Source organism: Streptomyces sp. NPDC001443, from assembly GCF_053597355.1.
Genome location: NZ_JBSFIA010000001.1, coordinates 249,521 through 270,989, shown reverse-complemented (window position 1 = coordinate 270,989; position 21,469 = coordinate 249,521). Strand labels below are relative to the sequence as shown.

18 protein-coding genes are annotated in these 21,469 nt (G+C 72.0%); 13 read left to right on the top strand and 5 right to left on the bottom strand.

The window, feature by feature from the left end; translation table 11 throughout:
• Window positions 1-6: 6 nt before the first annotated feature.
• From ACWC24_RS01200 to ACWC24_RS01150, 11 genes are all read left to right on the top strand, one after another.
• Window positions 7-948: a carbohydrate ABC transporter permease gene (locus tag ACWC24_RS01200; protein WP_450660738.1), complete on the top strand. Its 942-nt coding sequence runs from the start codon at window positions 7-9 to the stop codon at window positions 946-948.
• 2 nt (window positions 949-950) lie between these two features.
• A complete protein-coding gene (locus ACWC24_RS01195; protein ID WP_450660737.1) occupies window positions 951-1,844 on the top strand; it encodes a carbohydrate ABC transporter permease in 894 nt (297 codons plus the stop codon).
• Between the two features lie 7 nt (window positions 1,845-1,851).
• Window positions 1,852-3,117: a 6-phospho-beta-glucosidase gene (locus tag ACWC24_RS01190; RefSeq protein WP_450660736.1), complete on the top strand. Its 1,266-nt coding sequence runs from the start codon at window positions 1,852-1,854 to the stop codon at window positions 3,115-3,117.
• The gene (locus tag ACWC24_RS01185) at window positions 3,108-4,079 is read left to right on the top strand and encodes an N-acetylglucosamine kinase (protein ID WP_450660735.1); all 972 of its coding nucleotides are present in this window, start codon (window positions 3,108-3,110) and stop codon (window positions 4,077-4,079) included. The genes ACWC24_RS01190 and ACWC24_RS01185 overlap by 10 nt, the downstream gene beginning before the upstream one ends.
• Window positions 4,080-4,290: 211 nt before the next feature.
• On the top strand, window positions 4,291-5,733 hold the full coding sequence (locus ACWC24_RS01180; protein ID WP_450660734.1) for a hypothetical protein: 1,443 nt from the start codon (window positions 4,291-4,293) through the stop codon (window positions 5,731-5,733).
• A 14-nt stretch (window positions 5,734-5,747) separates the two neighbouring features.
• Window positions 5,748-6,776 carry a glutamate ABC transporter substrate-binding protein gene (locus tag ACWC24_RS01175; protein WP_450661030.1) on the top strand — a complete coding sequence of 343 codons (1,029 nt, stop codon included), beginning with the start codon at window positions 5,748-5,750 and terminating at the stop codon, window positions 6,774-6,776.
• Between the two features lie 85 nt (window positions 6,777-6,861).
• Complete coding sequence (locus ACWC24_RS01170) at window positions 6,862-8,187, top strand: hypothetical protein (protein WP_450660733.1); 1,326 nt, start codon at window positions 6,862-6,864, stop codon at window positions 8,185-8,187.
• 2 nt (window positions 8,188-8,189) lie between these two features.
• Window positions 8,190-10,766: a tetratricopeptide repeat protein gene (locus ACWC24_RS01165; protein ID WP_450660732.1), complete on the top strand. Its 2,577-nt coding sequence runs from the start codon at window positions 8,190-8,192 to the stop codon at window positions 10,764-10,766.
• A 3-nt stretch (window positions 10,767-10,769) separates the two neighbouring features.
• Window positions 10,770-12,083: a PP2C family serine/threonine-protein phosphatase gene (locus ACWC24_RS01160; RefSeq protein WP_450660731.1), complete on the top strand. Its 1,314-nt coding sequence runs from the start codon at window positions 10,770-10,772 to the stop codon at window positions 12,081-12,083.
• Window positions 12,084-12,196: 113 nt separating this feature from the next.
• The gene (locus ACWC24_RS01155) at window positions 12,197-13,546 is read left to right on the top strand and encodes a vWA domain-containing protein (protein ID WP_450660730.1); all 1,350 of its coding nucleotides are present in this window, start codon (window positions 12,197-12,199) and stop codon (window positions 13,544-13,546) included.
• A 95-nt stretch (window positions 13,547-13,641) separates the two neighbouring features.
• Window positions 13,642-15,006: an FHA domain-containing protein gene (locus ACWC24_RS01150; RefSeq protein ID WP_450660729.1), complete on the top strand. Its 1,365-nt coding sequence runs from the start codon at window positions 13,642-13,644 to the stop codon at window positions 15,004-15,006.
• 40 nt (window positions 15,007-15,046) lie between these two features.
• Here the strand turns inward: ACWC24_RS01150 and ACWC24_RS01145 are convergent, their stop codons facing one another.
• On the bottom strand, window positions 15,047-16,033 hold the full coding sequence (locus ACWC24_RS01145; RefSeq protein WP_450660728.1) for a methyltransferase domain-containing protein: 987 nt from the start codon (window positions 16,031-16,033) through the stop codon (window positions 15,047-15,049).
• A 121-nt stretch (window positions 16,034-16,154) separates the two neighbouring features.
• Here ACWC24_RS01145 and ACWC24_RS01140 point away from each other — a divergent pair, with 121 nt between their 5' ends.
• The gene (locus ACWC24_RS01140; protein WP_450660727.1) at window positions 16,155-16,559 is read left to right on the top strand and encodes a globin; all 405 of its coding nucleotides are present in this window, start codon (window positions 16,155-16,157) and stop codon (window positions 16,557-16,559) included.
• Window positions 16,560-16,665: 106 nt separating this feature from the next.
• On the opposite strand, the gene ACWC24_RS01135 is transcribed toward ACWC24_RS01140, so the two are convergent.
• The 3 genes from ACWC24_RS01135 to ettA are packed head-to-tail and all read right to left on the bottom strand — an operon-like array spanning window position 16,666 to window position 19,442.
• On the bottom strand, window positions 16,666-17,349 hold the full coding sequence (locus ACWC24_RS01135; RefSeq protein WP_450660726.1) for a hypothetical protein: 684 nt from the start codon (window positions 17,347-17,349) through the stop codon (window positions 16,666-16,668).
• Entirely contained in the window at window positions 17,346-17,771 is a 426-nt protein-coding gene (locus tag ACWC24_RS01130; protein ID WP_450660725.1) for an acyl-CoA thioesterase, read from the bottom strand. Before ACWC24_RS01130 ends, ACWC24_RS01135 begins: the two co-directional genes overlap by 4 nt.
• A 6-nt stretch (window positions 17,772-17,777) precedes the next feature.
• Window positions 17,778-19,442 (bottom strand): energy-dependent translational throttle protein EttA, encoded by a 1,665-nt coding sequence (gene ettA, locus ACWC24_RS01125; protein WP_450660724.1) that lies wholly within the window; start codon window positions 19,440-19,442, stop codon window positions 17,778-17,780.
• A 389-nt stretch (window positions 19,443-19,831) separates the two neighbouring features.
• On the opposite strand from ettA, the gene ACWC24_RS01120 reads away from it, so the two are divergent.
• On the top strand, window positions 19,832-20,077 hold the full coding sequence (locus ACWC24_RS01120; RefSeq protein WP_450660723.1) for a hypothetical protein: 246 nt from the start codon (window positions 19,832-19,834) through the stop codon (window positions 20,075-20,077).
• Window positions 20,078-20,800: 723 nt separating this feature from the next.
• Here ACWC24_RS01120 and ACWC24_RS01115 read toward each other — a convergent pair.
• The gene (locus tag ACWC24_RS01115) at window positions 20,801-21,220 is read right to left on the bottom strand and encodes a hypothetical protein (protein ID WP_450660722.1); all 420 of its coding nucleotides are present in this window, start codon (window positions 21,218-21,220) and stop codon (window positions 20,801-20,803) included.
• Window positions 21,221-21,469 lie beyond the last annotated feature (249 nt).

Genomic DNA, 21,469 nt, shown 5'->3' with positions numbered 1-21,469 from the left:
CAGGCGATGAGCACCCTCACCCTGACGTCGAAGCGCCGCCGCGCGGCGCTTCGCAACCTCGCCTTCCTCTCGCCCTGGCTGATCGGCTTCGCGGTCTTCTTCGCGTACCCGCTGGTCTCGACGGTCTACTTCTCGTTCATGCACTACGACGGCTTCCGGCCGCCGACCTGGAGCGGGACGAAGAACTGGACGTACGTCTTCGAGCACTACCCCCTGTTCTGGCCCGCACTGCGCAACACCCTCTGGCTGGTCCTGGTGATGGTGAGCCTGCGCGTGGTCTTCGGACTGGGCGTCGGCCTGCTCATCACTAAGATCAAGACCGGTACGGGGGTCTTCCGGACCCTCTTCTACCTGCCCTATCTGGCCCCGCCGGTCGCGGCCACCATGTCCTTCGCGTTCCTGCTCAACCCCGGTACGGGGCCGGTCAACTCGCTCCTGGAGAAGATCGGTGTCCCCGCGCCCGGCTGGTTCAACGACCCCGCGTGGTCCAAACCGGCCCTGACCCTGCTCGCCCTGTGGGGCATCGGCGACCTGATGGTCATCTTCATGGCGGCGCTGCTGGACGTGCCGAAGGAGCAGTACGAGGCGGCCGAGCTGGACGGCGCCTCGGCGTGGCAGCGGTTCCGCTACGTCACGCTCCCGAACATCTCCCCCATCGTGATGTTCGCCGTGGTCACCGGGGTCATCCAGACCATGCAGTACTACACCCAGCCGCTGATCGCGGGGAAGGTCGCCTCGGGCGTCATCCAGGGCGCGGGCACCCAGTTCGAACCCGGCTACCCGGACAAGTCGACCCTCACCCTCCCCCAGCTCGTCTACAACCTCGGCTTCCAGCGCTTCGACTACGGCTCCGCCTGTGTGGTCGCGCTCGTGCTGTTCGCCCTGTCGACGGTGTTCACCGCGTTCCTGATGCGGCGCCGCGGCGGTCTCCTCCAGGCAGGTGACTGACCTTGACCCACGTACTCGACCGGCCCGCCGGGCCGACGGCCGCCGCCACGCCGGCCGGGCGCGCCGCCCGGCGCCGGGCGGTCCTGGAGTGGATCGCCGTGCACTCCCTCGGTCTCGCGGCGGCCCTCTTCTTCGTCCTGCCCTTCGTGTTCGTGTTCCTGACCTCGCTGATGAGCGACACCCAGGCGCTGAGCCGGGACCTCGTCCCGCACACCTGGGAATGGGCCAACTACCAGAAGGTCTTCGACACTCCCGGCTTCCTGACCTGGTGGAAGAACACCCTGCTCTACGCCGGCGCCGGCACCGTCCTGACGGTCGTGTCGTCGCTCCCGGTGGCGTACGCGCTCGCCAAGTTCCGCTTCCGCGGCCGTAGTCTGGCGCTGATGCTGGTGATCTCGATGATGATGCTGCCCCCGCAGGTCGTCGTCATCCCGATGTACCTCTTCTGGGCGAAACAGCTCGGGCTCTCGGGCACGCTGTGGCCGCTGATCGTCCCGATGGCGTTCGGCGACGCGTTCTCCATCTTCCTGCTGCGCCAGTTCCTGACCACGATCCCCGACGAGTACGTGGACGCGGCCAGGGTGGACGGCTGCGGCGACCTGCGCACCCTGCTGCGGGTCGTCGTCCCGATGGCGAGGCCGGGGATCGCCGCCGTGGCGCTCTTCCAGTTCTTCTACGCCTGGAACGACTACTTCGGCCCGCAGATCTACGCGTCCGAGAACCCCGGCGCCTGGACCCTGTCCTACGGCCTGGAGTCCTTCAAGGGAGCCCACCACACCGACTGGAACCTCACCATGGCCGCCACCGTGCTGGTCATGGCCCCTGTGATCCTTGTGTTCTTCTTCGCCCAGAAGGCGTTCGTCGAGGGCGTCACCCTCACCGGAGTGAAGGGCTGAACTACTCGTGAAACTCACCGTGGTCGGCGGCGGCTCGACCTACACCCCCGAACTCGTCGACGGCTTCGCCCGTCTGCGCGACACCCTGCCCGTCGAGGAACTGGTGCTGGTCGACCCGGCGGCGGACCGGCTGGAGCCGGTCGGCGCCCTGGCCCGGCGCATCTTCGCCAAGCAGGGCCACCCGGGCCGGATCACCACCACCTCCGACCTGGACGCGGGCGTCGACGGCGCCGACGCCGTCCTGCTGCAACTGCGCGTCGGCGGACAGGCGGCCCGCGAGCAGGACGAGACCTGGCCGCTGGAGTGCGGCTGCGTCGGCCAGGAGACCACGGGCGCGGGCGGCCTGGCCAAGGCGCTGCGCACGGTGCCGGTGGTCCTGGACATCGCCGAACGGGTCCGCAGGACCAACCCCGGCGCCTGGATCATCGACTTCACCAACCCGGTCGGCATCGTCACCCGGGCCCTGCTCCAGGCCGGGCACAAGGCGATCGGTCTGTGCAACGTGGCGATCGGCCTCCAGCGGAAGTTCGCCGCGCTGCTCGGCGTCGCCCCCGCCGACCTCCACCTCGACCACGTCGGCCTCAACCACCTCACCTGGGAGACCGCCGTGCGGCGCGGCGGCCCGGACGGCACGGACGAGCTGCCCGCGCTGCTGGCCGCGCACGGCGGGGCGATCGCCGCCGACCTGCGGCTGCCCCGCCCGCTCCTCGACCGGCTCGGCGTCGTCCCGTCGTACTACCTGCGCTACTTCTACGCGCACGACGAGGTCGTACGGGAGCTGCGGACGAAGCCGTCGCGGGCGGCCGAAGTGGCCGCGATGGAACGGGAACTGCTGGCGATGTACGCCGACCCGGCCCTGGACGAGAAGCCCGAGCTGCTCGCCAAACGGGGCGGCGCCTACTACTCCGAGGCGGCCGTGGACCTCGCGGCGGCGCTGCTGGGCGGGGCGGGCAGCCCGTACCAGGTGGTCAACACCCGCAACGACGGCACGCTGCCGTTCCTCCCGGCGGACGCGGTGATCGAGGTGCAGGCCGCGGTCGGCCCGAAGGGCGCGGCCCCGCTGCCGGTCGCGCCCGTGGACCCGCTGTACGCGGGGCTGATCGCGAACGTGACGGCGTACGAGGACCTGGCCCTGGCGGCCGCCCTGCACGGCGGCCGGGACCGGGTCCTCCGGGCCCTGCTGGCCCACCCCCTCGTCGGCCAGTACGCGTACGCCGAGACCCTCACCGACCGGCTGATCGCGCACAACCGGGAGCACCTCGCGTGGGCCTGACCGCGAGCGTCCTCGCCATCGACGCGGGCAACAGCAAGACCGACGTGGCGGTCGTGGCGGCCGACGGGAGCGTCCTGGCCACCGCCCGCGGCGGCGGGTTCCGGCCGCCGGCCGTGGGCGTGACGGCGGCGGTGGACGTCCTGGCGGAGGCGGTCGGCCGGGCGTACGCGGCAGCAGGCGTCGACGGGGTGCGGCAGGTGTCGGCCTGCCTGGCCAACGCCGATCTGCCGGTGGAGGAGGAACAGTTGGCCGCCGCGCTGCACGCGCGCGCGTGGGGCACGTCCGTGGAGGTGCGCAACGACACCTTCGCGATCCTGCGGGCGGGCGTGGCCGAGCCGCGGGGCGTCGCCGTGGTGTGCGGCGCCGGCATCAACTGCGTGGGGATGCACCCCGACGGCCGCACCGCCCGCTTCCCGGCGCTCGGCCGGATCTCCGGCGACTGGGGCGGCGGCTGGCACCTGGCCGAGGAGGCCCTGTGGCACGCGGCCCGCGCCGAGGACGGGCGCGGCGTGCCCACCGCGCTGGCCCGGACCCTGCCCGCGCACTTCGGCCTCGACTCCATGTACGCGCTGATCGAGGCGCTGCACCTGGAACGGGTCCCCCAGCACCGCCGCCACGAGCTGACCCCGGTGCTGTTCGCCACGGCCGCCGGGGGCGATGCGGTGGCCCGCTCGGTCGTGGACCGGCTGGCCGAGGAGATCGTGTCCATGGCCGGCGTCGCGCTGACCCGGCTGGACCTGCTGGAGGAGGAGACTCCGGTCCTGCTGGGCGGCGGGGTCCTCGCGGCGGGCCACGCCCTGCTCGACGACGCCGTACGGGATCTGCTCGCCGTCCGGGCGCCGAAGGCGGTGGCGCGGGTGGTGACGGCGCCGCCGGTGCTGGGGGCGGCGCTGCTGGGGCTGGACCGGGTGGGCGCGCCGACCGGGGCGCGGGAGCGGCTGCGGGCCCACTACGTGCCGTGAGACGGGCGGTGCCCGCGCCGGTCCGCGGGCCGGGAACCGAACAGATTCCCGCGGCGTATTCATGGGCAGAGGGTGCAGAGGGTTCGGACGGGCCGCGACGCGCGACCCCGGCCTTGCGCTGCGATCCGATCAAGATCCAGCGAAGCCCGGTGCGGATGTCGGTCCCGGCAGTGATACTGGCGTCGACGGATGACCACGGGGGAGGTCAGCAGTGACTCAGACACCGAAGAGCAGCGCGGCACCGCCGAGTTCGGGCGTGCCCACGAGCCCGGTGGTCCCGTCGCAGGCCGGAGCCCGCCCCGGGGCCGCCGACCGGCCCGCGGCCGCCGCGCCGCCGCCGCGCGCCACCGCGTTCGTGGAGGGCGTCGACCGGCTGCGCGCCGCCGCGACCACCGAACCGGGCCGGCTGCGCATCATCGGTGCCCTCCTCGCCGTCCTCGTCGTCGCGTTCGGCGCCGTCACCGCCTGGCAGATGACCGACCGCTCGGCCGCGGCCGACGACGTGCTGCACAAGAGCCAGCCGCTCACCTCCGCCGCCGCCGACATCTACCGTTCGCTCGCCGACGCCAACACCGCGGCCTCCAGCGGCTTCCTGGCCGGCGGCCAGGAGACGGCCGCCTCCCGCAAGCAGTACGAGCAGGACATCGACACCGCCGCCGCGGGGCTGGTCAAGGCGGCCGGGAGCTCCGACCCGGGCTCCCCCGCCGCGGCGACCATCACCAAGCTGAACACCCTGCTGCCGGAGTACAAGGGCCTGGTCGAGCGCGCCCGTACGTACAACCGGCAGGGCTTCCCGGTCGGCGGCGCCTATCTGCGGTACGCGAACGAGAAGATGCAGGGCGAGATGCTCCCGGCGGCGCAGGACCTCTACACCAAGGAGAACCGCCGCCTCGGCGACGACTACGCGCGTGCCACGCCCTACCCCTGGGCGGCGATCGCCCTCGGCGTCCTCGCGCTGGCCGCGCTCGGCTGGGTCCAACACCGCAACTACCGCCGTACCAACCGGGTGCTGAACCACGGTCTGGTGGCGGCCACGGCCTTCGGGGCGATCGTGCTGCTCTGGCTCGTCGTCGGTCACAGCGTGGCCCGCGCGCAGTTGAACGAGTCCTACGACCACGGCGTCCGCTCGCTGAACGTGCTGCACGACGCCCGGATCGCCTCCCTCAAGGCCCGGGGCAACGAGAACCTGACCCTGGTGGCCCGCGGCGCCGAGACGATCAAGGTGGGCGACACCACGTACGACCTCTACGACCACGACTTCGGCGAGGACATGACCGCCCTCGGCAAGGGGCTGGCGCTGGCCCGGACGCTCGCCGACGACCACCAGGGCGCCGAGCCGGTCACCGCGGCCGTCGCCAACATGACGGAGTGGAAGAAACGCCACGCCGCCGCCCGCGAGCAGGACGAGAACGGCAACTACCAGCAGGCGCTGGACCGGGTGATCGGCGGCAAGGACGCGACCGGCGAGTGCTTCGACAGCGTCGACGCCAACCTCGCCCTCGCCCTCGACCACGAGCAGAGCCAGTTCCGGCAGGCGGCGGGCGACGGCCTGGGCGCGATGACCGGACTGCCGCTGGGCGCCGCCGTACTGGCCGTGCTGGGCGCGGCGGGCGCGGTGCTCGGCATCGGACGCAGGCTTTCGGAGTACCGGTGAGAGGGGGCGTGACGATGCATGTGCGACGGGTGCGGGCCGGCCTGAGGGGCTGGGGCGGAGTGGGCGCGATGGCGATCGTCTGCGCCCTGGCCCTGGCCTTCGTCCTGCTGCTGCCGCTGGTCCGGTCGCACCACGACGACGGCGCGGGCCTGGGCGGGCCCGGCCTCGCCACCGGCGACCAGATGCGGGCCGAGAACTGCACGGCCCCGGAGAAGCAGACGCTGCCGCCGTCGGGTGCGGACGGCGCCACCATCGAGGCCATCAAGAACCGCACCGGCGAGAAGCGCAAGCTGGTCGTCGGCGTCGACCAGAACAGCTACCGCTGGGGCTACCGGGACCCGAACAACCAGGGCTCCGCGCTGGAGGGCTTCGACATCGACCTGGTGCACCGGATCGCCCAGGACATCCTCGGCGACCCGGACGCGGTCCAGTTCAAGGCCATCCCCACCAACGAGCGCATATCGGCCATAAAAGACGGCCGGGTCGACATGATCGTGCGTACGATGACCATCAACTGCGACCGGCTGAAGGACGTGGCGTTCTCCGCGCCCTACTTCAAGACCGGCCAGCAGGTCCTGGCACCCAAGTCGTCGACGATCACGGGCTACAACGGCACGCTGGCGGGGAAGAGGATCTGCACGGCGGCGTCCTCCACCGCGTACACCAAGCTCGACGGGGACAAGAAGGCGGGCCGGCTCGCCGCCTCCGTCGACATCTCCACCACCGTCCCCAATCAGCTCGACTGTCTGGTCCGGCTCCAGCTCGGCGAGGTCGACGCGGTGGTCACCGACGGCGCGCTCGCCGCGAGCCAGGCCGCCCAGGACCCCACGGTCGAGCTGAAGGGCGCCCCCTTCACCACCGAGTACTACGGCGTGGCGATGCGGCAGGACGCCGACGACCTGGTGCGCCGGGTCAACCAGATCCTGGTCGGCTACAGCGGCAACGGCTGGCAGGCCTCGTACGACACCTGGCTGTCGGCGACACTGGGCAAGGACGCGACGGCGTCGAGGCCGCCCGCACCGCAGTACCTGCGCACGAGCTGACCGCACGCCGACGGACACCACGAGGACCACGAAGGCACACGAAGGCAGCAGACCCGAAACCCTATTCAGCAGCGAGAGGTGATCGATGGGCGTCACGGACCCCGCCGGGCCGGTGATGGACCGGGACGAGGTGGACCGTGCGCTGGCGCGGCTCGGCGCCGAGCACGAGGCGATCGAGACCTCGCTGCTCGCCCTCCAGGACCACGCGGGCCGCAGGCTCCTCGAAGGCGCCGCGCTCACCGGGACCACCCGGGAGCGCTGGACGTCCGCGGAGGCGTCGATCACGCTGCTGTGGGCGTACTTCGACGCCTACACCGACGCGCTGCGCTCGGCCCGGGAGATCCGCTCCCGCCGCCGCTGGTCCAGCCGCGAGGACCTGGTGGAGCTGACCGAACTGCTGCGCGGCGAATCCGTCACGATCGCCGGCAGCTCGACGGCCACGGCGAACGCGCCCACGCTGTCCGGTCCGGGCCGGCTCAGCGAGAGCTTCTCGCTCGTCACCCTCGTGGAGCGGATGAACGACCTGTACGCGTCCTCGCTGGACATGGTCGTCGCCGCCGACGCGGTCTGGTCGGCGCTGCCCGCCCGGATCGATTTACTGGCCGCGGAACTCCAGCGCACCCGCAAGCTCGCGCACTCCGTGGGCGTGCGCCCCGGCGAGCACCCGGCGGGCGACGACCTGGAGCGGATCACCCACACCCTGACCGCCCTGCGCGAGCAGGTGGTGTCCGACCCGCTCGCCTACTGGCAGCCGACGCGGGGCAGTTCGGCCCCGGGCGGCGGCAGGCCCGACACGACCGTGTACGACCGGGAGGCGCGCGCGCTGGAGGACGTGCGCCGGGAGATCGACGCCGTGCTGACCGTCCGCCAGGACGCCGAGCAGCGGCTGATCGGACTGCGCGACGTGCTCTCCCGCGCGGACCGTACCCTGGCCGAGGCGCGCACCGCGCGCGGCGAGGTCCTCGCGAAGATCGCCGCCACCGAGGTGCCGGTGGTCAGCGGACCGCCGACCGCGCTCCAGGAACAGCTCGCGACGGCCGCCGAGTACCGCAGGCGCGGCCAGTGGAACCGGCTGTCGCCGCTGCTGGAGTCCCTGGAGCAGCGGGCGGAGGACGAGCTGCTGCGCGCCCGTGAGTCGCTGACGGCGGTCACCGCGCCCCTGGCGGTCCGCGCGGAGCTGCGCGGCCGCCTCGACGCCTACCGGGCGAAGGTCACGCGGCACGGCCTCGCGGAGGACCCGTTCCTGATCGAGCGGTACGACGCGGCCCGCCGCATGCTGTGGAGCGCGCCCTGCGACCTGCGCGTCGCCGAGCAGGCCGTCCTGCGCTACCAGCACGCGGCCGTCGAGCTGCTCGGCGTCCCGGGCGCGGCGCAGCAGCGTGGACCGCAGGACCACAGGGGGGAGCAGTAGCCATGAGTCAGGCAGGTCAGGCGTGTCAGCGGCCGGGCTGCGACGGGTCGTACGAGGACATGGGCGGCGGCGAGCTGTACTGCGGCACCTGCGGTCTCGCCCCGGTCGTCCCGGCGGCAGCGGCCTCCGGCGCGGTCGGCGGCAAGGGCTCGGCGGGCAGCGGCGGTTCGGGCTCCAGCGCGCGCGTCGGCCGCAGTACGCGGACGTCGTCGCAGTCGTCGAAGTCGCGTCGCTCGGTCTCCGGGCGGCTCTCGCGCTCGGTGTCGGGCCGGAGCACGGGCCGCTCGGTGTCGGTGCGCAGTTCCGGTACGGGCACCGGGAGTTCGGCGCGCAGCAGGCTCGGCGCCGGGCTGGTCTCGGTCCCGCAGGTGCCACGGCCCGACCCGCGGGCGATGGTCCTGGAGAACCCGGAGGTGCCCGAGCGCAAGCGGTTCTGCTCGCGCTCCGACTGCGGGGCGCCGGTGGGGCGTTCGCGCGGCGACCGGGCGGGGCGCACGGAGGGCTTCTGCACGAAGTGCGGGCACCCCTATTCGTTCGTCCCGAAGCTGCACACCGGTGACATCGTGCACGGCCAGTACGAGGTCATGGGCTGTCTGGCGCACGGCGGTCTCGGCTGGGTCTATCTGGCCGTGGACCGCGCGGTGTCGGACCGCTGGGTGGTGCTGAAGGGCCTGCTGGACACCGGCGACGAGGACGCGCTGGCCGCGGCGGTGGCCGAGCGGCGCTTCCTCGCCGAGATCGAGCACTCCAACATCGTGCGGATCTACAACTTCGTCGAGCACCTCGACCAGCGGACGGGATCGCTGGACGGGTACATCGTCATGGAGTACGTCGGCGGCAAGTCGCTGAAGGAGATCGCCAACGACCGGCGCACCGCCGACGGCAAGCGCGACCCGCTGCCGGTGGAGCAGGCGTGCGCGTACGGCATCGAGGCGCTGGAGGCCCTCGGCCATCTGCACAGCCGCAACCTGCTGTACTGCGACTTCAAGGTCGACAACGCGATCCAGACCGAGGACCAGCTCAAGCTGATCGACATGGGCGCGGTGCGCCGGGTGGACGACGAGGAGTCGGCCATCTACGGCACGGTGGGCTACCAGGCGCCGGAGGTGGCGGACGTGGGTCCGTCGGTGGCCAGCGACCTCTACACGGTGGGCCGCACGCTCGCCGTCCTCACCTTCGACTTCCAGGGCTACACGAGCGTGTTCGTGGACTCCCTGCCCGACCCCGACAACATCGAGGTCTTCCGCCGGTACGAGTCGTTCTACCGGCTGCTGGTGCGCGCCACCGACCCCGACCCGGCGCGCCGGTTCGCGTCCGCGCAGGAGATGGCGGAGCAGCTCACCGGTGTCCTGCGGGAGGTCGTCTCCCTCCAGACGGGACAGGCCAGACCTGCCCTGTCGACCCTGTTCGGGCCCGAACTGAGGGTGACGGACACGGAGTTGTTCCCGCGACTGGACGGGGATGTGTCACGGCTGGGGGCACGGCCGGCGCCGGTGCGGCGCTCCGCCCCCGCCGGGCCGCCCGGAACCGGCCCCGGGGCCGCCTCCGTTGTCGGATCCGCCCCCGGATCCGCCGCCGTCACCGCGTCCGCCCCCGTCACCGGGCCCGGCGCCGGTCCGGTTCCCGTGGCCGGACTCGTCAAGCCGGTCGCCACCCCGCTCGCCGCGCTCGCCCTGCCGGTCCCGCACGTCGACCCGACCGACCCCAACGCCGGTTTCCTGGCGGGCCTGACGGCCTCGGCCCCGGCCGAGCTGATCAGCGCGCTGTCGGCCGTGCCCGCCCCGTCCGTCGAGACCCGGCTGCGACAGATCCGGGCCCGGCTGGAGCACGGTGACCCGGGGGCCGCGCTGAGTTCGCTGGGCGCGCTGGAGGAGGAGCGCCCGGACGACTGGCGGGTGGTCTGGTACCGGGGCGTGGCCGCGCTGGTGACCGGCGACCACGAGGGCGCCGCGCTCTCCTTCGACGCGGTCTACGACGCCTTCCCGGGCGAGAGCGCGCCCAAGCTGGCGCTCGGCCTGTGCGCCGAGGTGCTGGGGCAGTTGGACAACGCGGCCGAGTACTACCGCCTGGTGTGGTCGACCGACCCGAGCTATGTGAGCGCCGCGTTCGGCCTGGCCCGCGTCCAGCTCGCGACCGGGGACCGCCGTGCGGCCGTACGGACGCTGGAGTCGGTGCCGGAGTCGTCCATCCACTACACGGCCGGCCGGGTGGCGGCGGTGCGCGCACGGCTGCGGCAGCGGACGGCGACCTCCGCTGACGTGTCGTTCCCGGAGGATCTCGGCGCCGCCGCGGCCCAGGTCGAGGCATTGGACGCGTACGGTCTGGACCCGACGCGGCGGGAGCAGTTGTCCACGGAAGTGCTCGGCTGCGCGCTGGACTGGATACTCTCCGGAGGGCGGGCTTCCGCCCCCGCCGCCTCCGGGGAGCGGGCGCTGCTCGGCAGCGGCCTGGACGAACGGGGCCTCAGGTTCGGCCTGGAGCGCTCGTACCGCACGCTGGCCCGGCTGGCGACCGGCGGCGAGGAGAGGATCTACCTGGTGGAACGTGCCAATCGTTACCGCCCCCGGACGTGGGTGTAGGTGATGTCCCAGATGTCCCAGCAGGCCGCCCTGGCGCGGTGCCCGGGCTGCGAGGAGCCGCTCGAACCGGGCGACCGTTTCTGCGGCGCGTGCGGATACGACCTGTCCGCCGTGCCGCCGCAGCCGGACGACCATCCGACGCTCACCATGAACAGCCCGGCGGCGCACCCGGCCGCCGCGCCGACGCAGCCGGCCCCCGAGGCCGCTCGGGCCCCTTCGGCCCCCGCGGCTCCGCCGGCCCCCGCGGTCCCGCCGGCTCCCGCGGTCGCCCCGGTGCCCTCGGCCCGTCCTGCCGTCCCCGCCACCGGGGTGCGCTTCGACCGGTCGCCGGAGCCCGAGGAGTACGCCCTCCAGGCGCCCGACCCACGCGTGGCCGCCGAGCTCACGGCGCCGGCCGAGGAGGCCAAGGTGTGCGTCGCCTGCCGGACCGGCCGGGTCGACGACGACGGCTACTGCGAGGTCTGCGGGCACGCCCAGCCGCGCGAACGCGACCACATGGAGCAGGAGTCGGGTCCGATCGCCGCCGTCAGCGACCGGGGCCTGCGCCACCACCGCAACGAGGACGCGTTCGCCGTCCGCGCGAGCGCGCTGCCCGACGGCTCCCCCGCGCTGGTCGCGATCGTCTGCGACGGCGTCTCCTCCGCGACCCGTCCCGACGACGCCTCGCTCGCCGCCTCCCGCGCGGCGGGCGAGTCCCTGGCGGCCGCCCTGCCGCGCGGCACGCACCCGCAGCAGGCGATGCACGACGCGATCGTCGCCGCGTCGCACGCGGTCGACGCGCTGGCCGGGGAACCGGAGACGGCCCGCGAGCACGCCTCGCACCAGAACGCGCCCGCCTGCACCCTGGTCGGCGCCGTGGTCACCACCGGACTGCTGGTCGTCGGCTGGGTCGGCGACAGCCGCGTCTACTGGGTCCCGGCCGACCGCAGCTCACCGCCCGCCCGGCTGACCGAGGACGACTCGTGGGCCGCGCAGATGGTCGCCGCGGGTCTGATGAACGAGGCGGAGGCCTACGCCGACGAGCGCGCCCACGCCATCACCGGCTGGCTCGGCGCCGACGCCTACGAACTGGAGCCGCACACCGCCGCCTTCAAGCCGGACCGGCCGGGTGTGCTGGTGGTGTGCACGGACGGCCTGTGGAACTACGCCGAAGCGGCCGAGGAGATGGCCGAGGTGCTCCCCCTCGACGCCGCCGCACGGCCGCTGCACGGCGCCCGGGTCCTGGTCGGCCACGCGCTGGACGGCGGGGGCCACGACAACGTAACAGTGGCCGTTCTGCCGTTCCCCGCCCCGTCGTCCGGGGCAGGATCGGCCTGAGGGGCCGCGAACCGGGACGAAGACCCGTGTGCGCCGACGGACCGGAGGGGACCGGTCCGTACCGAGACATCACCCCTGCGGACGTGGGGGCTCATAGGGGGATCTGAGCAGGTATGGCCAACTTCTCGAAGTCGAACGTGCCGCAGTTCTCGGTGGACGTCTACCAGAACGAGTACCTCCCGGAGGGCGGTCGCGAGGTCAACGCGATCGTCACGGTCACCGCGACGGGCGGCGGCACGGTCGGCAGCGCCGTCTCCGCCCCACAGCTGTACGCGCCGGGGCAGGGCCCGTCCGCGGGCGTGGCGATCATGGTCGACTGTTCGGGCTCGATGGACTACCCGGCCGCGAAGATGCGCAACGCCCGCGACGCCACGGCCGCCGCGATCGACACCCTGCGCGACGGCGTGCACTTCGCGGTGATCGGCGGCACCCATGTGGCCAAGGAGGTCTATCCGGGCGGCGGCCGCCTCGCGGTGGCCTCCACCGCCACCCGCGACCAGGCCAGGCAGGCGCTGCGCAAGCTGAGCGCCGGCGGCGGCACGGCCATCGGCACCTGGCTGCGTCTCGCCGAGCGTCTGCTGTCCTCGGCCGATGTCGCCATACGCCACGGCATCCTGCTCACCGACGGCCGCAACGAGCACGAGTCGGCGTCGGACCTCAAGGCGTCCCTGGACCACTGCGCGGGCCGTTTCACCTGTGACGCCCGCGGTGTCGGCACCGACTGGGAAGTGAAAGAAGTCACAGGGATCGCCTCCGCGCTGCTCGGCACCGCCGACATCGTCGCCGACCCGGCCGCCCTCGCCGCCGACTTCACGCGGATGATGGAGACGGCCATGGGCAAGGAGGTCGCCGACGTCGCGCTGCGGCTGTGGACCCCGGTCGGCACGTCCATCAAGTACGTCAAGCAAGTCGCGCCCACGGTCGAGGAGCTGACCGACCGCAGAGTCGAGGCCGGACCGCGCGCCGGGGACTATCCCACCGGCTCCTGGGGCGACGAGTCCCGCGATTACCACGTGTGCGTGGAGGTCCCGTCGGCGGGCATCGGCCAGGAGATGCTGGCCGCCCGGGTCTCCCTGGTCGTCCCGCAGCCCGAGGGGGGAACCGCTCCGAACCCGGGCGCCCAGGGCCTCGTGCGGGCCGTGTGGACCGACGACATGACGGCGTCGACCTCGATCAATCCGCAGGTGGCGCACTACACGGGTCAGGCGGAACTGGCCCGTGCGATCCAGCAGGGCCTCGACCTTCGCAAAGTGGGCGATTTCGACGGCGCAACGGCCAAACTGGGCCGTGCCGTTCAGCTCGCCAGCGCCTCCGGGAACGCCGATACTGCGAAACTGCTTGCGAAGGTGGTGGACGTGGTCGACGCGACGACAGGTACTGTGCGATTGAAGGCAAAGGTCGCGGAGGCCGACGAGATGACTCTCGAAACTCGGTCCACAAAGACTGTTCGTGTAAAGAAGTGACCTAGCGGGACACCGCAAGCAGCGAGCCTGGCCCCTCTCGGGGTCGGAGTAAATCCGGTCAGAGCGGCCGGAAAAGGAGAGGGGGAAGCGCCGACATGCCGACCTGCCCGAACGGACATCAGTCGGGTTCCGACGACTGGTGCGAGGTCTGTGGTCACCGCATGGCCGGTGCCGTGCCTCCGCCCCCTCCGCCGCCGCCCCCGCCGGGCGACTACGGCTTCCCGCCGCCCCCCGGTCCCGGCGGCCAGCAGGGCCACGGCGGCCGGCACCTGTCCTCGGTGCCGAACGCCGAGCCGGAGCTCTGCCCGCAGTGCCGTACGCCCCGCGAGAACGGTGCGCCGTTCTGCGAGGAGTGCCGGTGGAACTTCCTCACCAACACGGCGACCTCCTACACTCCCGCCGCCCCGCGCCCGCCCGCGCCCGGGCCGGCCGTCCGCTTCCAGCAGCCGCCCGGCGGCCCGGGGGGTCCCGGCGGCCCGGGTCCCTCCTACGGCGGCGGTGACTCCTTCGACTACCAGAGCTCCCGGCCCTCGCAGGTGAACCGGCCGGCCGAGCCGATCCCGCCGTTCGGCGGCGAGCCGTCGGCTCCGCCGTTCGGCGCGGACCCGTCGCGGCGGCCCGGACCGCCGCCCGGCCAGCCCGGTCAGCAGGGCCCCGGCCAGCAGGGCCCGCCCGGGTTCCCCGGGTTCGGACCGGACCCCTCGCGGCCCGGTCCGCCGCCCACCTCCGGCGGTCCCGGCGGCTTCGGCCCCGGGGGTCCTGGTGGGCCCGGTCCCGGTGCGCCGAACGGCGCCCCGCAGATGTACCAGCAGTCCAGCCCGCAGGCCCCGCCGATGTTCCCGCAGGAGACGGGCCGTCCGCCGCAGGGCGGTCCCCAGCAGGGCGGGCCGTCCTTCGCCGACGACGACTGGGTGATCTCCCCGCCCTCGGGCAACGCCCCCGGCGCCCCCGGTGCTCCGGGCGGTCCCGGTGCGCCCGGCGGCGGTGGTTACGGCTACCCGCAGCCCGGTGCGACGCAGGGCCCGCCGCCCGGCTCCGGCTTCCCGCAGCAGCCGACGACCTGGACGGCGACCATCGGTCCGGACCGCACGTACTTCATGGCGATGATGCAGCGCTCCGGACCCGAGGCCGCGGGCCTGAACCTGCCCGCGTACTCGCCCGAGCAGCAGCGCACGCTCACCGGCAACCAGCTCACCATCGGCCGCCGCCGCCACTCCACCGGCGAGACCCCCGACGTGGACCTCTCGGTGCCGCCGGAGGACCCGGGCGTCTCGCACCAGCACGCCGTGCTGGTGCAGCAGCCCGACGGCAGCTGGGCGGTCGTCGACCAGAACTCGACGAACGGCACGACGGTCAACAACTCCGAGGAACCGATTCAGCCCTTCGTGCCGGTACCGCTCCAGGACGGCGACCAGGTGCACGTGGGCGCCTGGACGACGATCACGATCCGGCGGGGCTGAACGAGCCCGCCGGTGCGCGGACCGGCCTCCGGTCCGCGCATCAGCCCGGCAGGGGCCATACGTACGGCCCCTCCGGGTCGTCCAGCCATGCCCACGCCGAGCCGTCGCCGACCGTGACGCCGTAGCGCTCGCGCCGCGGGGCGTGCTCGCGGTCCCACAGCGCGTACGCCTCCTGCGGATCGAGGCTGCCGCGGGTGAGCGTGAGCAGGAACCGCAGCAGTTCGTGGTCCCGGGCCGCGCGCGGCAGCCCGCTCGGCGGGCCCGCCGGATCCGGCCGGGGACGGCCCTCGCCACGCAGCGGCACGAAGTAGGCGGGCGTGTGCAGGAAGTGTCCCTCGGCGCGCTCGGGGTCCCGTACGGTCAGGGCGATCAGGCCGGTGGCCAGCGGCGCCAGGATCCGGGCACCCGGATCGCACTGGGCGAGCCAGGCGGGCGGGATCGAGGTCAGCGTGCAGGTGGCGATGATCCGGTCGAACGGGGCACGCTCGGGCACCCCGCGCGCGCCGTCGCCGGTGACGACGGCGGGGTGGTACCCGGCGGTCGCGAGATGCTGCCGGGCCGACTCGGTGATCTCCGGATACAGGTCGACGGTGGTGACCCGGTCCTCGCCGAGGCGGTACGACAGCAGCGCCGCGTTGTATCCGGTGCCCGCGCCGATCTCCAGGACCCGGCTGTCGTCCGCCACCCGCAGCTCGGCCAGCATCAGCGCCATGAGGGACGGCTGGCTGCTGGAGGAGACCAGCTCGCCGTCGCGCAGCCGGGTGGCGAGCGGGGCGTCGTCGTACGCGCCGCGCACCCAGCGCTCCCGGGCGCGCGGGTCGGGGCTCTCGCCCCAGCAGCGTTCGTAACCGCCCAGGGCGCCGATGTAGTAGTACGGCACGAAGAGATGCCGCGGGACCGCCGCGAACGCCTCCCGCCAGGCCGGATCCGTGTCGAAGGCGCCGCTGGCCTCGATCTCGCGCACCAACGCGGCCCTCGCCGAGGCGGCGAGGTCGTCCAGGTCCCGGTCGAGCGCTCGCGTGCTCATAGCTCCACTGTCCTGCGCGACGGCGCCCGAGGCGAACCGGCTCCCGAGGACCTGGCCGGGTCACCGGAGGCCGGGTCCTAAGCCTTGAGTCCTCCGCCACCCCGTCTGAGACGATGGGGTCGTGAAAGAGATTCGGCGCGGCACGCTTCAGGAGCAGACCTTCTACGAGCAGGTCGGCGGGGAGGAGACCTTCCGTCGGCTCGTCCACCGTTTCTACGAGGGAGTGGCCGAGGACCCGCTGCTGCGGCCCATGTATCCGGAGGAGGACCTGGGCCCGGCCGAGGAGCGGCTCGTGCTGTTCCTCATGCAGTACTGGGGCGGTCCCACGACCTACAGCGAGAACCGCGGTCACCCCCGGCTGCGCATGCGGCACGCCCCGTTCACCGTCGACCGGGCCGCGCACGACGCCTGGCTCAGGCACATGCGGGACGCCGTCGACCACCTCGGCCTGTCCGAGGAGCACGAGACGACGCTGTGGAACTACCTGACGTACGCGGCGGCCTCGATGGTGAACACGCCGGAGTGAGACCCGCGAGATGACGGGTCAGGGGTGACAGGGGCCGGGTGACGGGGCCCGGGTGACGGGCGGGCCCTGCCGGGGGCCGGCCGGTGCCCGTGCTCCCGCGCCCGGGTCAGCGGACGCTGACGCCCAGCGTCCCGAGTCCCGCCGTCCGTACGGCGATCGACCCGTACGGCGTGCGCAGCCTCAGCCACGCGCCCGACGAGAACATCCCCAGCTCCGGCTCGGCGGACGTCCTCACCGCCCGCAGGAAGCCCAGTGACTGGGCCGCGTGCACGACCCGCACCGGCAGCCGGGTCTCGCCCACCGTCCGGGACCAGATCTCCCGCCCGATCCGGTCGAGCTCGGTGCGGGTACGCCGGACGTCCGGCAGCTCGTCCGTACGGGAACGGAACTCGGTGACGGCCGCGGCGACCAGCGTGCACAGGCCGTCCGGCGCCGGCAGCCCCGGCTCGGCCCGCCAGCCGCCCCGCGGCGGCAGCACCCCGGCCCACGGCGGCCCGGTCACGGCGGCCGGGACGGCGGCCGTGACCGCCTTCTCGTCCACCGACTCCAGCAGCTCACCGGCGGACACGGTCACGTCGAGCGTGACGTCGAGCCCGTTCTCGTACGGCTTGGCCAGCCGCACCGCGCGGATGGCCAGTACCTCGAAGGACGGCGGCCGGCCGAACACGGCGAGTGCCGTGCCGGCCGCCTGGAGACGCACCGCCGCTCCACGGTCGTAGTGGAGCAGTCGGGAGAGGAAGGCCGCGAGGTCCGCGGCCTCCCCCTCGTCGGCGAGGTGGAGCACCGTCATGCGGCGACGGCCTCGCCCTCGTCGGCGTTCTCGTGGTCGTCCATGTACTCCTGGAGGAACTCGCGCTCCTCCGCGGTGATCCGCCGGGGCCGCTGCTGGGCGAAGTCGAACGGCACTATCACCGTCGAGGCCCGGACGTAGACCTGGTCCGGGTCCTTGACCTCGTAGGTGATCGTGAAGGACGCCGCCCTGACCTGGGTGACCCACAGCTCGATGTCCACCGGCGTGTGCCGGTGGACGAGCTGGCGCTTGTAGTCGATCTCGTGGCGCGCCACCACCGACCCCTGCTGGAAGTCCTTGTCCGGACGGAAGAGGAAGTCGATACGGGCTTCCTCCAGGTACCGCAGGAACACCACGTTGTTGATGTGCCCGTACGCGTCCATGTCCGCCCAGCGCAGCGGGCAGCGGTAGATGTGCCGCAAGATCGATCAGCCCCGGGTCAGCTTCTTGTAGGTGGCACGGTGCGGACGGGCGGCGTCCGCACCGAGGCGCTCGACCTTGTTCTTCTCGTACGACTCGAAGTTGCCCTCGAACCAGAACCACTTGGACTCGCCCTCGTAGGCGAGGATGTGGGTGGCGACCCGGTCCAGGAACCAACGGTCGTGGGAGACCACGACGGCGCAGCCGGGGAACTCCAGCAGCGCGTTCTCCAGGCTGGAGAGGGTCTCGACGTCGAGGTCGTTGGTCGGCTCGTCGAGGAGCAGCAGGTTGCCGCCCTGCTTGAGGGTGAGCGCGAGGTTGAGGCGGTTGCGCTCACCGCCGGACAGGACGCCGGCCGGCTTCTGCTGGTCCGGGCCCTTGAAGCCGAAGGCGGAGACGTACGCCCGCGAGGGCATCTCGACCTGGCCGACGTTGATGTAGTCGAGCTCGTCCGAGACCACGGCCCACAGGGTCTTCTTGGGGTCGATGTTCTCGCGGCTCTGGTCGACGTAGGAGATCTTGACGGTCTCGCCGACCTTGATCGAGCCGGAGTCCGGCTCCTCCAGGCCCTGGATCATCTTGAAGAGCGTGGTCTTGCCGGCGCCGTTCGGGCCGATGACACCGACGATGCCGTTGCGCGGGAGGGTGAAGCTCAGGTCCTCGATGAGGACCTTCTCGCCGAAGGCCTTGTTGAGGTTGTTGACCTCGACGACCACGCTGCCCAGACGCGGGCCCGGCGGGATCTGGATCTCCTCGAAGTCCAGCTTCCGCATCTTGTCGGCCTCGGCGGCCATCTCCTCGTAACGGGCGAGACGGGCCTTGGACTTGGCCTGGCGCCCCTTGGCGTTGGAACGCACCCACTCGAGCTCTTCCTTGAGGCGCTTCTGCCGCTTGGCGTCCTTCGCCCCCTCGACCTTGAGACGGGTCGCCTTGGTCTCCAGGTACGTGGAGTAGTTGCCCTCGTACGGGAAGGCGCGACCGCGGTCGAGCTCGAGGATCCACTCGGCGACGTTGTCCAGGAAGTACCGGTCGTGGGTGATGGCCACGACGGTGCCCGCGTACTTGGCGAGGTGCTGCTCCAGCCAGTTCACGGACTCGGCGTCCAGGTGGTTGGTGGGCTCGTCGAGGAGCAGCAGGTCGGGCGCCTCGAGCAGCAGCTTGCACAGCGCGACGCGGCGCTTCTCACCACCGGAGAGGTTGTTGACCGGCCAGTCGCCGGGCGGGCAGCCCAGGGCGTCCATGGCCTGCTCGAGCTGGGCGTCGAGGTCCCAGGCGTTGGCGTGGTCCAGGTCCTCCTGGAGCTTGCCCATCTCCTCCAGCAGCGCGTCCGAGTAGTCGGTCGCCATCTGCTCGGCGATCTCGTTGAACCGGTCGAGCTTGCCCTTGACCTCGGCGACGCCCTCCTGGACGTTCGCCAGGACCGTCTTCTCCTCGTTCAGCTTGGGCTCCTGCATCAGGATGCCGACGCTGTAACCGGGCGAGAGGAACGCGTCACCGTTCGACGGGTGCTCGAGGCCCGCCATGATCTTCAGGACGGTCGACTTACCGGCGCCGTTCGGGCCGACCACGCCGATCTTCGCGCCGGGCAGGAAGCTCAGCGTCACGTCGTCAAGGATGACCTTGTCGCCGTGAGCCTTGCGCGTCTTGCGCATGGTGTAGATGTACTCAGCCAAGAGAAACCGTCCGGCGCTTGAAATCTGGCAATGGGCAGAGGGCAGATACACCCCATCTTGCCTGACGGCTACCCCTTGGGGGAAACGCGTTCGGCCGGGAGCCTCCGACCTGGGGTTCCGTCGCCGATCTCTGTAGCCCACCTGTCACTGTCGGTCGCCATCGGTCGTCCTCGGCGCCCCTCGGACGGCCCAGGGGCGGCCCGGCCCCGGCGCACTCGACCGACAGCGGCACCTTCGGCACACCCCGTCGTCGATGCCGTCGATGCCGTCGATGCCGTCGATGCCGTCGATGCCGTCGATGCCGTCGACCAGAGCAAGCCGTGACGGCCGGTCCGTGACGACAGGGCCCTCGGCGTGTTGCGGCCAAGGGGCTCGCATACCTTCACGTCATGGACTTCAACATCACCGCGGGGGAGGAAGCCGTCGTGTTCCACGTGGCGAGCCTCGTCCAGGACGGTCTCTCCCCCACGGATGACGACTTGGCGGAGGAGCTGGGTGACGAGGTTCGCCCAGTGCTGCAATCGCTCCTGGGCAAGGGTTGGCTCGTGGTCGACGAGGATCGTGAGCTGGCCTTGTCCACGATCGCGCGGCACGTCGTGTCCAGCCGCACGGATGCCGAGGGGCCGCGGACGTAGCGGCCGACCGCCGCTGTTCGTCCGCGTTGTCACGCAGTTAGACACTCGGTGCTGCAAAGTCAGCCGCGGGCTGCGCGACTTGGCCAGGGGAGTCCGTCGGGAGACTGGTCCGCAGGCCGGCCCGCTCGAACGAAGTCGGAGTACTCATCCTGGACCATGCTCGCGTTGACCCACCTCCCCGGCACTGCCCCCGTGGCCTCCTTGGCAGCAATCAGCGCGGTGGACGGGTCCTCAGCCGTGGCAACGAGTCGGCCGAACTCCTCCGCGTCCGCGTCGGCTATCAGGTAGCGCACCCGGCAAACCCTGCCCAGCGTGACCGGCCTGCGGTGCCGACCGAGCTCTCAGCTCGGGAAGCTGATGTGCTCCAGGACCTGTCAGGCGCCTGACCTGCGGCTGACTGTTCCGCACTGCTTCAACGTCAACGGTCCGGTACCCGCCATTCCTCGTGGCTCCCCGCTCCACCTGGCACGGATCCGGCACGGATCCGAGTGATGAGGCGGCCGACCCTTGTCGCACGCCGGGTCGCGGCCTTCACTGGGCGGACGACCTCGCCGCTTGGCGGGGTACGTTTTTCTGATCCGTGGTTCTGCAGAGATCGGTCATTGGAGGTCGTACAGGCCGCAGGTTGTACTTCACTGCCGTACAGCCGGGGTCCGGTGGGAACTGCTCGAAACGCGTTGCGCGGCCCGGGTCGGAAGCCTTCTCCCTTTGGGGAGGGGGCAGTCAGAGTCCGAACTCCTTGGTCACTGCCGTCAGGGTCGCCGCTGCGGACCCGATCTCCGCCTTGCCCTTGCCGCCGAAGCCCTCGGCGCAGTCCTGGGAGCCGTTGTGCATGGCCGTGAGCGCGCTCTCCCATGCGGCCTCCCAGTCGGCGTCCGGGATCGGCGCATGGGACTGAACAGCCTTCACGTCCTCGCCGGTTCCGAGACAGTCGTTCAGTACGTCGCCCCCGCCGCTACCGGCAGACGTGAGAGCCGTGATGTCCATGGTGAGCACGTTGACGTCCGTATTGCCGCTCTTCGCATACCAGGCACGCATGGCTGCCGAAGGCACCGACGCCGACGGCGGTGCCACCACCGAAGTGGTCGGGCTGTTGCTGCTGCATCCCGCAAGGACTAACACGCAGGCCAGGGCACTGATCACGGAAAGGCGCCTCATCCGCGGGATCGTGTCACACCCTCACCCGCAGCGCCATGGTCATCAATCTGCCCACGCGACTCATCCGGGTATGTACACGACAAAGAAATCTTGCTTGATCGAGCGGACGGCCCTTGGCCATCCGGCGAAAGGGGCGTCTCGCCACTCGTCGTCAGCCGTGGACGTCGGAAGCCTTCTGTTCCGCAGCCAAGCCGCTCGCGACGGCCTGCGGACGCCGACTCCGTCTCATGACCT

Bases quoted from the DNA above. Each gene is read 5' to 3' on its own strand.
- ACWC24_RS01165 (WP_450660732.1), top strand. From the start codon at position 8,190: ATGAGTCAGGCAGGTCAGGCGTGTCAGCGGCCGGGCTGCGACGGGTCG.
- ACWC24_RS01155 (WP_450660730.1), top strand. From the start codon at position 12,197: ATGGCCAACTTCTCGAAGTCGAACGTGCCGCAGTTCTCGGTGGACGTC.
- ACWC24_RS01175 (WP_450661030.1), top strand. From the start codon at position 5,748: ATGCATGTGCGACGGGTGCGGGCCGGCCTGAGGGGCTGGGGCGGAGTG.
- ACWC24_RS01135 (WP_450660726.1), bottom strand. From the start codon at position 17,349: ATGACGGTGCTCCACCTCGCCGACGAGGGGGAGGCCGCGGACCTCGCG.
- ACWC24_RS01200 (WP_450660738.1), top strand. From the start codon at position 7: ATGAGCACCCTCACCCTGACGTCGAAGCGCCGCCGCGCGGCGCTTCGC.
- ACWC24_RS01150 (WP_450660729.1), top strand. From the start codon at position 13,642: ATGCCGACCTGCCCGAACGGACATCAGTCGGGTTCCGACGACTGGTGC.
- ACWC24_RS01145 (WP_450660728.1), bottom strand. From the start codon at position 16,033: ATGAGCACGCGAGCGCTCGACCGGGACCTGGACGACCTCGCCGCCTCG.
- ACWC24_RS01170 (WP_450660733.1), top strand. From the start codon at position 6,862: ATGGGCGTCACGGACCCCGCCGGGCCGGTGATGGACCGGGACGAGGTG.
- ACWC24_RS01160 (WP_450660731.1), top strand. From the start codon at position 10,770: ATGTCCCAGATGTCCCAGCAGGCCGCCCTGGCGCGGTGCCCGGGCTGC.
- ACWC24_RS01120 (WP_450660723.1), top strand. From the start codon at position 19,832: ATGGACTTCAACATCACCGCGGGGGAGGAAGCCGTCGTGTTCCACGTG.